This window comes from Nocardia sp. NPDC059236 (assembly GCF_042754085.1).
GTDB lineage: Bacteria > Actinomycetota > Actinomycetes > Mycobacteriales > Mycobacteriaceae > Nocardia.
Genome location: NZ_JBHZAF010000029.1, coordinates 20,341 through 27,126, shown reverse-complemented (window position 1 = coordinate 27,126; position 6,786 = coordinate 20,341). Strand labels below are relative to the sequence as shown.

Annotated in this window: 6 protein-coding genes; 4 read left to right on the top strand and 2 right to left on the bottom strand. The window is 61.0% G+C overall.

The window, feature by feature from the left end; translation table 11 throughout:
* Positions 1-143: 143 nt before the first annotated feature.
* Both ACFXIV_RS42890 and ACFXIV_RS42885 read right to left on the bottom strand, forming a co-directional pair.
* Entirely contained in the window at positions 144-575 is a 432-nt protein-coding gene (locus tag ACFXIV_RS42890) for a nuclear transport factor 2 family protein (RefSeq protein ID WP_379403540.1), read from the bottom strand.
* A 209-nt stretch (positions 576-784) separates the two neighbouring features.
* Positions 785-1,951, bottom strand: coding sequence for a CaiB/BaiF CoA transferase family protein (locus tag ACFXIV_RS42885; RefSeq protein ID WP_379403541.1), 1,167 nt, complete (start codon positions 1,949-1,951; stop codon positions 785-787).
* A gap of 440 nt (positions 1,952-2,391) precedes the next feature.
* Here ACFXIV_RS42885 and ACFXIV_RS42880 point away from each other — a divergent pair, with 440 nt between their 5' ends.
* The 4 genes from ACFXIV_RS42880 (at position 2,392) to ACFXIV_RS42865 (ending at position 6,786) form a co-directional block, all read left to right on the top strand.
* Positions 2,392-2,802, top strand: coding sequence for an ester cyclase (locus ACFXIV_RS42880; RefSeq protein WP_379403542.1), 411 nt, complete (start codon positions 2,392-2,394; stop codon positions 2,800-2,802).
* A 57-nt stretch (positions 2,803-2,859) separates the two neighbouring features.
* Positions 2,860-3,945 (top strand): hypothetical protein, encoded by a 1,086-nt coding sequence (locus tag ACFXIV_RS42875; protein ID WP_379421441.1) that lies wholly within the window; start codon positions 2,860-2,862, stop codon positions 3,943-3,945.
* Positions 3,946-4,019: 74 nt separating this feature from the next.
* A complete protein-coding gene (locus ACFXIV_RS42870; RefSeq protein ID WP_379403562.1) occupies positions 4,020-5,513 on the top strand; it encodes a carotenoid oxygenase family protein in 1,494 nt (497 codons plus the stop codon).
* 205 nt (positions 5,514-5,718) lie between these two features.
* Positions 5,719-6,786, top strand: a complete 1,068-nt coding sequence (locus ACFXIV_RS42865; RefSeq protein ID WP_379403544.1) for an LLM class flavin-dependent oxidoreductase — start codon at positions 5,719-5,721, stop codon at positions 6,784-6,786.

The window sequence follows — 6,786 nt, the reverse complement described above, 5'->3', positions numbered from 1 at the left end:
GGACCCGAGACTGGGGCGAACTCCAGAAACTCACCCCCTACATCGACGCACCCCCCCCCCCCGCCCCCCGCCCCCGCGGAAACCCCGGGGGCGGGGCCCCCGCCCCCCCCGCCCCCACCCCTCAACTCACTTCGACACAGAAGCTAGCTGGCGTGCTTTGCCTTGTAGCCAGACTGCCCCAACGGAACTGCGGCGCCGAACTTGTAGGGAGCCGGGTCGTAGTATTCGGCCCAGCGCTTGATAAGCCCGTCCTCGATGACGAAGGTAGTCATCAGTTTTCCGCTGTAGGTGTCACCGGTCTCCCGATTCTCGTTGTGCTCGATGCGTTCAGTCAGGACCACGTTACCGTTCGATGCCATGTTGAGAATCTCGACTCGACCGAACGGTCGCTGGAATGCGTCCATGTAGATGTCGAGCATCTGCAGTACGAAGTCTCGCCCGTGCCAGTCGGGGAATCCCGTATTTTCGACAGTTACCTCGGGGTGCAGGTGCTTTTCGTAGGACTTACGAAAGCCAAGGGTGTCCCAATCGGCGTAGAAGCTACGAACGACGTCCTCGGGCTTGAGATCACTCATCATTCCTCTTCGTTGTGGTCTCAGTGAGTTCGAACATCTGCGACGCGATATTGCAAGTACAGATGTTCATTTGAATCGCGATCGCGATGGCTCTGAGTGTAGTGATGCCGGTCACCGTAAGCAATAGCTGGACGGAAAATCTCAAAATATTTTTGACCCCCGGCTGCCGACGGTCGGCGATGAGCCGGAATGACCTGAGATACAGCCGATTACGAGTCAGCGGCGTCGCTCTGAACGGCAACACCAGACTTCAGGAGGCCTTCCACGTCACGCACACCCCAGCGCTCGAGTACTTCTCGGGTATGGGACCCCGGAAGTGAGGGGTTGGATTGAACTGTCGCAGGAGTACGGCTGAATCGTGGCGCGGGAGCGGGCTGGAGGACACCGTCTACTTCTACAAAGGTTCCTCGCTCCGCGAGATGCGGGTGGCCGGGCGCCTCGGTCAGGCTGAGTACCGGGGAGACGCACGCGTCCGTGCCCTCGAATGTTACGGCCCACTCGTCGCGGGTGCGGGTAGCAAAGGCGTCCGCCACCTGTTTGCGGATCGTCGGCCACGACTCGGGTGCGAAGCGGTCGAGCTCGGAAGGATCCAGGCCCAGCAGTGTCATGAACTCGGCATAGAACTTGGGCTCGATCGGGCCGACGGCGACGTGCCGTGCATCGGACGTTCGGTATACGTCATACCAAGGCCGTCCGGTGTCGAGTTCGTTGACTCCACGTTCGTCACGCCACATGCCGGCGGCCATCATCCCGTGCAGAACAGCAGTCAGGCTCGCTGCGCCGTCGACGATCGCGGCGTCGACGACCTGTCCCTTGCCTGAGCGGGCGGCCTCGAATACCGCGGCCAGGACTCCGACGACCAGGTAGAGGGACCCCCCGCCGAAATCGCCCACAAGGTTGAGCGGAACGGCTGGGTCTTCGCCGGCGCGGCCCATCGCGTGTAGCGCGCCGGTGAGTGCCAAGTAAGAGATGTCGTGGCCCGCAGTCGCTGCCAAGGGGCCTGTTTGGCCCCAACCGGTCATCCGACCGTAAACCAGCCGTGGGTTCCGTTCCCAGCAAACCTCGGGTGCCAGACCGAGCCGCTCCGCTACTCCGGGCCGAAAGCCTTCGATAAGGATGTCGGCGCTCTCGATCAGATCGAGTACGGCTGCGACTCCATCAGCGGTGCGAAGGTTCAGCACAACTGACTTTCGGCTGCGACGAAGCGCGTCGAGATGGGGCGGAATCACACTCCCGCCGCCGTCGGGGCGGTCGACTCGGACGACTTCGGCGCCGAGGTCCGCTAGCAGCATCGCAGCAAAGGGACCGGGGCCGATTCCCGCCAGTTCCACGATGCGCAGTCCGGCCAGCGGGCCAGCTGTAGGTGTGGTGTCCATGGTTCGCTCCTGTGTTGAATCCGATCGGCCGACGCGCAGGCCGGTGAGGGCCGTCGACGAAGCCGCGACCCGAGATTTTCGACGCTGGCTCGCTGTCTCGTGAAGTCCAGAGGCGTGTTAGCAATCGTTCTGAGACCTGAGATCGAGTACCGTCGAGGATGTGGACGGCTTCGTGGGAAGTGGCACCTGACCTGAAGCTAACAGTGTTCCATCGGTGTGTCTAGCAGCTAGACTCTTGTTCTGGATCTATGAAAAGGGCGTGAACGATCACTCCTCGGTGAGGCGCTGACGGGGTGGTTGAGCACGCAGCCGGTGCCAATCGGCCTCGGCGATCGACAGTTGACGGGTCGCGGTCGCCGAGTATATTGAGACGACGAAGATCAAAATAATCCAGTGCCCGCCTCGGTGAGGCTTGGGACGAGCAATGAGAGGCAGGTTCGATGCCGAACCATCCGGAGACCGAAGCGCTGGTCAAGGGCTATGTCCGAGCGATCGGCTCAGGTGATCCTGAGCAGGTGTGGGCCTTCTACGCGGACAACATCGTCTATGAGGACACCGCGGTCAACCAGGTCTACTACGGCATCGAACAGGTCAAGAAGTTCTATCTCAAGTCGATGGGGGCGCTCGAGGTTCGCTGGATTGTCGATACCTGTTACGCGACCGACGAGGGCTTCGGCATCTCCTGGCACATGGGCGGGATTCATGACCATGATCTGCCGGGTATGCCGGCGACCGGGCGATTTTTCACCGTTCCAGGCGCGTCTATTGCGCGCGTGAAGGACGGCAAGATCGTGCGCAACCGCGATTTCTGGAACAACCTCGACCTGCTGAAGCAGCTCGGCCTCAAGTAGTCGGATACATCCCGCCGTAAGCACAAGGAGAGTTCGGTCATGTCGTTGTTGGGTCCGATGGACGAGCAGCTGAACCATCAGACGTCGCAGCCATTCCGGGTTCCGGGCACCACAGATCACCGGTTCTACGACCGGCATTGGTTCGAGGCGATCAGTTCCGACGGCGAAGTGATGATGCTGGCGGGTATGGGCACCTACAAGAACATGGGCGTCGCGGATGGATTCATGGTGGTCCAGCGCGCGCGGCAGCAGAAGAATGTTCGGGTGTCTCGTATGTTGGAGAACGATATGCGAGCTAGTGTCGGCCCGCTTTCGATCGATGTGCTCGAACCCTATGAACACCTCCGTGTCTCGCTGGAGCCCGGGGACTACCCGATCGCGGCTGAACTCGAGTGGCGGAGTGTGTACCCGGTCTATCTGGAGGCCCCGCATTACACCTTCAACGACGGACGCGTGGTACAAGACACGAACCGATATGACCAGATCGGTTCGTGGTCCGGTTGGTTGGAAGTCGACGGTGAGCGATTCGAGGCCCGCGACTGGTGGGGTGTGCGAGACCACTCATGGGGAGTTCGCCCGGATGTTGGGGGATTCGAGCCCGCGAACGGGCGGAGACGAGAGACACTGCTGTGGCTGTGGACCTTCGCCACGACGGACGAACTGTGCGTCCATTTTCAGCTTCGTGAGGATGCCAGCGGGAACGTCAAGCATTTCGATGGCGAGGTGTTCTATCCGGCATCGGACGGTCGGCCCTCGATGCGGATCGCACGGGTGGACCATCAGATCGAGTTCATCCCCGGAACTCGCGACTGGACTCGGTTGCACTACGACCTCGTTCTCGAGGACGGATCTGTCCTTGGCATGGACGCGGAGGCGCTGCAGAGCGCCTGGGCATATCGAGGCACCGGGTACGAGAACGGCTACGAAGATTCGAAGGGCGTCGGCGTCGTTCGCGGGGATCTGATCGAACACGACGTCGTTGATCTATCGATCCCGGGCAAGGTCACTCGTCAGGGCGCGCCGTACTTCCCTGGGCACCGCGAGCAGCCGGCTCGGGTGACGATCGATGGCCGCATCGGATTCGGGCACCTCCCGGTGATGAGCTCGGGATATATCGAACGGTACAACCTGGGCCGTAAGTAGCGCCTATCAGGTTGAGCCAGTAATAAGGTCATGCCGGATTTGGCAATGCGTATCGAGGACAGGGAGTGAGTTTGATGGGCTATCCGATTCCGTCGGACACCCGATTGAAGGGGCCATTCCAGCCGATGCGGTTCGAAGCAACGGTCGAGGAATGCATCGTATCCCATGGTGAGATTCCCAAGGATCTTGCCGGTGGCTTCTATCGGACCGGGCCGACGTGGAAACGGCCGACCAAGCAAGGCACGAATGGGCTGCTGGCCATCGACGGGATGGTACAGGGAATCACATTTGATAACGGGCGGGCTGACTTTCGAAACAGGTGGATCCGTACACCCAAGTATCTTCTCGAAGAGAAGCACGGCAAAGGAATGTTCAGTTGGGCAGATGGTTGCTGGGATGACTGGCGGACCTTCGGCTTGGGGACGGTAGAGCGTGATCGCTTCACCTCTGGCGTGCCGCAGGGCACGAACAACGTGAACATCTTTCCGTTCGCGGGGAAGATGATTGCGACAGCGGACTCGGTTGGTGCGCCGATCGCGATCGATCCGCTGACGCTCGACACCGTCGGAATCGTGCCGTGGTCTTCGAAGCTGTCGGCCGGGCTCCACGAGAAGGCGGCATTCGGTGACGCAGGATTCACCGCACATCCGAAGTGGGATCACGAGACCGGGACGCTGTACGGCCTGACTTACCGGGATACGAAGCCCTACGTGACGATGCATTACGTGCATGTCGACGGTAGCGTCGACTCTCGCGATGTGTGGGATGCGCCGTACAATACTGTGGCGCATGACATCTGGTTGACACCAGAGCATGTGGTGCTGCCGTTCCAGCCGTTTCTCGTTGACAAATCGCGGATCGAACGGGGCACCGGGATCTATGCCTGGGAGCCTGATCTGCCGATTGTTCTCGGACTCATCTCACGTACCGATATCCATGCCGATATCCGCTGGGTGACCATGGATGTGGATCCGCAGTATGTGATGCACACAATGTCGGCGAACATCGTGGGGAACCAGCTTACGTTGGACGCGCCGATTTTCAATCGACCTCCGTTTCCGTTCGAGCAGGACTTCGCAGACGGGGACGATGTGGCGTTGTTCTTCAGCATCGCCAAGAGCCAGCTGGGCCGCTGGTCGGTGGACCTGAGCACCGGAGCGACCAAGTCGGAGCCATTGTCGGACCGGCCGTCGGAATTGCCGAAGGTCGACGAGCGGTTCTACGGCCGTGGATACAAGTGGGGGTATCAGGTCGGTGGGGTGAACAAGCGAAATGGCATGTCGATGAACAGTCTCGTGGTCACCGATATGACGACCTTGTCGGACCAAGAATATGTGATCCGGACAGACCAGCCGGCCGCTGTTCTCGAAGCGACCTTCGCGCCTCGGCACAAGGGCTCGCCAGAGGGGGACGGGTACCTGATCGTGCCGGTGTCCTGGTGGGCGGAGAACCGCGGCGAGTATCTGATCTTCGATACACAGGACATCACCGTCGGGCCTATCGCGCGTATCGAGCTTCCATTCCGGTTGGGGTGGACCGCGCACGGCCACTGGATGGACTTCCGGTAGTCGGTTGGTGAGTGACCGAGCGCCGGCAAATGCGGCGGCGGCTTCTTCCTGAAGTCGCCGCCGCTCTTGATTTTGGGACGTATCGTCTCTTATTGTTGATTGGGCTCGGTGCCGCCACAGGTGTTGCGGAACCGGGCGTGTATCGATCGGAGACCACAGTGATCCACCAGCGTTACGCGATTGGTTCGAGGGGTGGGGAAGCTTGATGCGCTCGACGAACGTCGGTTTGCTCTTCGCCCTGCAATCCGCGCCAGGCTTTTCGGTGACATCAGCTGAACTATTCTCGGCCGTGCCGAGGCTCGCGGTGCTGGCGGAGGAGTACGGCTTCGACTCGATGTTCTTCACCGAACATCACGGTAGCGACCTCGGTGAGGTGCCTTCTCCACTGATCGTGAGTGCCGCGGCGGCCGCCACGACGACCCGGTTGCGGATCGGCAGCGCGGTTGCACTTCCCGCGTTCTACAACCCGGTCAAGCTGGCCGAGGATGTCGCGACGCTGGACAATCTTTCGAACGGTCGTGTGATCCTCGGCGTCGGGATGGGCTACCGCCAAGAGGAATTCGACCGGTTCGGCATCGAGTCGAGGCTCAAGGTGTCACACCTGGTCGAGTCGGTGGCGATCGTTTGCCGTGCTCTCGCGGGGGAGGAATTCGACTTCGACGGACGCGTCCACAGCCTCAGGGGTGTGAAGGTTAGGCCGGTGCCCGTCCAGTCGAAGGTTCCCATCTGGATGGGTGCTCAAAAGAGACTGGGGCTGGCGCGCGCAGGCGCGCTCGGCTTGACGGTTCCATTGTCCGGCGCGCCGATACCCATCGCCGCGAGGCAGCGGAAGATTCATCTGGATGCCTTGCGGGACTCCGGTTTTGCCGAGGATTCCGTGGCTCTGCCAATCGTACGTGAGTGCTTCTGCGCGCAGACAGACGATGAGGCGTGGGAGCTCGCAGCTCCGTATCTATCTGTGCTGTTCGCCGAGTACCGGAAGTTCATGAAACTCCCGACCATCGCAGCCGACGGCACGTATGTGGCCAATGCGGGTTCGAGCACGTCCGACCTCGAATCGCTACGCGACTTCGGTCGTGACCGCATGCTGATCGGTAGCCCGGAGACCCTGATCGAGGAGTTCGCCCGGCATCAGCAGCAACTCGCGTGTGATCACTGGATACTCCGAATGCACTTCCCCGGGATGCCGATCGACGTGCTTCTCGACTCGTTGAGGTTGTTCTCGGCAGTAGTCCTCCCTGAGCTCAAAGCACCACTCGCACTGCCGTGCTGA

Excerpts from the sequence above, each read along its gene's own strand:
- ACFXIV_RS42865 (WP_379403544.1), top strand. The coding sequence starts at position 5,719 with ATGCGCTCGACGAACGTCGGTTTGCTCTTCGCCCTGCAATCCGCGCCA.
- ACFXIV_RS42880 (WP_379403542.1), top strand. The coding sequence starts at position 2,392 with ATGCCGAACCATCCGGAGACCGAAGCGCTGGTCAAGGGCTATGTCCGA.
- ACFXIV_RS42885 (WP_379403541.1), bottom strand. The coding sequence starts at position 1,951 with ATGGACACCACACCTACAGCTGGCCCGCTGGCCGGACTGCGCATCGTG.
- ACFXIV_RS42890 (WP_379403540.1), bottom strand. The coding sequence starts at position 575 with ATGAGTGATCTCAAGCCCGAGGACGTCGTTCGTAGCTTCTACGCCGAT.
- ACFXIV_RS42870 (WP_379403562.1), top strand. The coding sequence starts at position 4,020 with ATGGGCTATCCGATTCCGTCGGACACCCGATTGAAGGGGCCATTCCAG.
- ACFXIV_RS42875 (WP_379421441.1), top strand. The coding sequence starts at position 2,860 with ATGGACGAGCAGCTGAACCATCAGACGTCGCAGCCATTCCGGGTTCCG.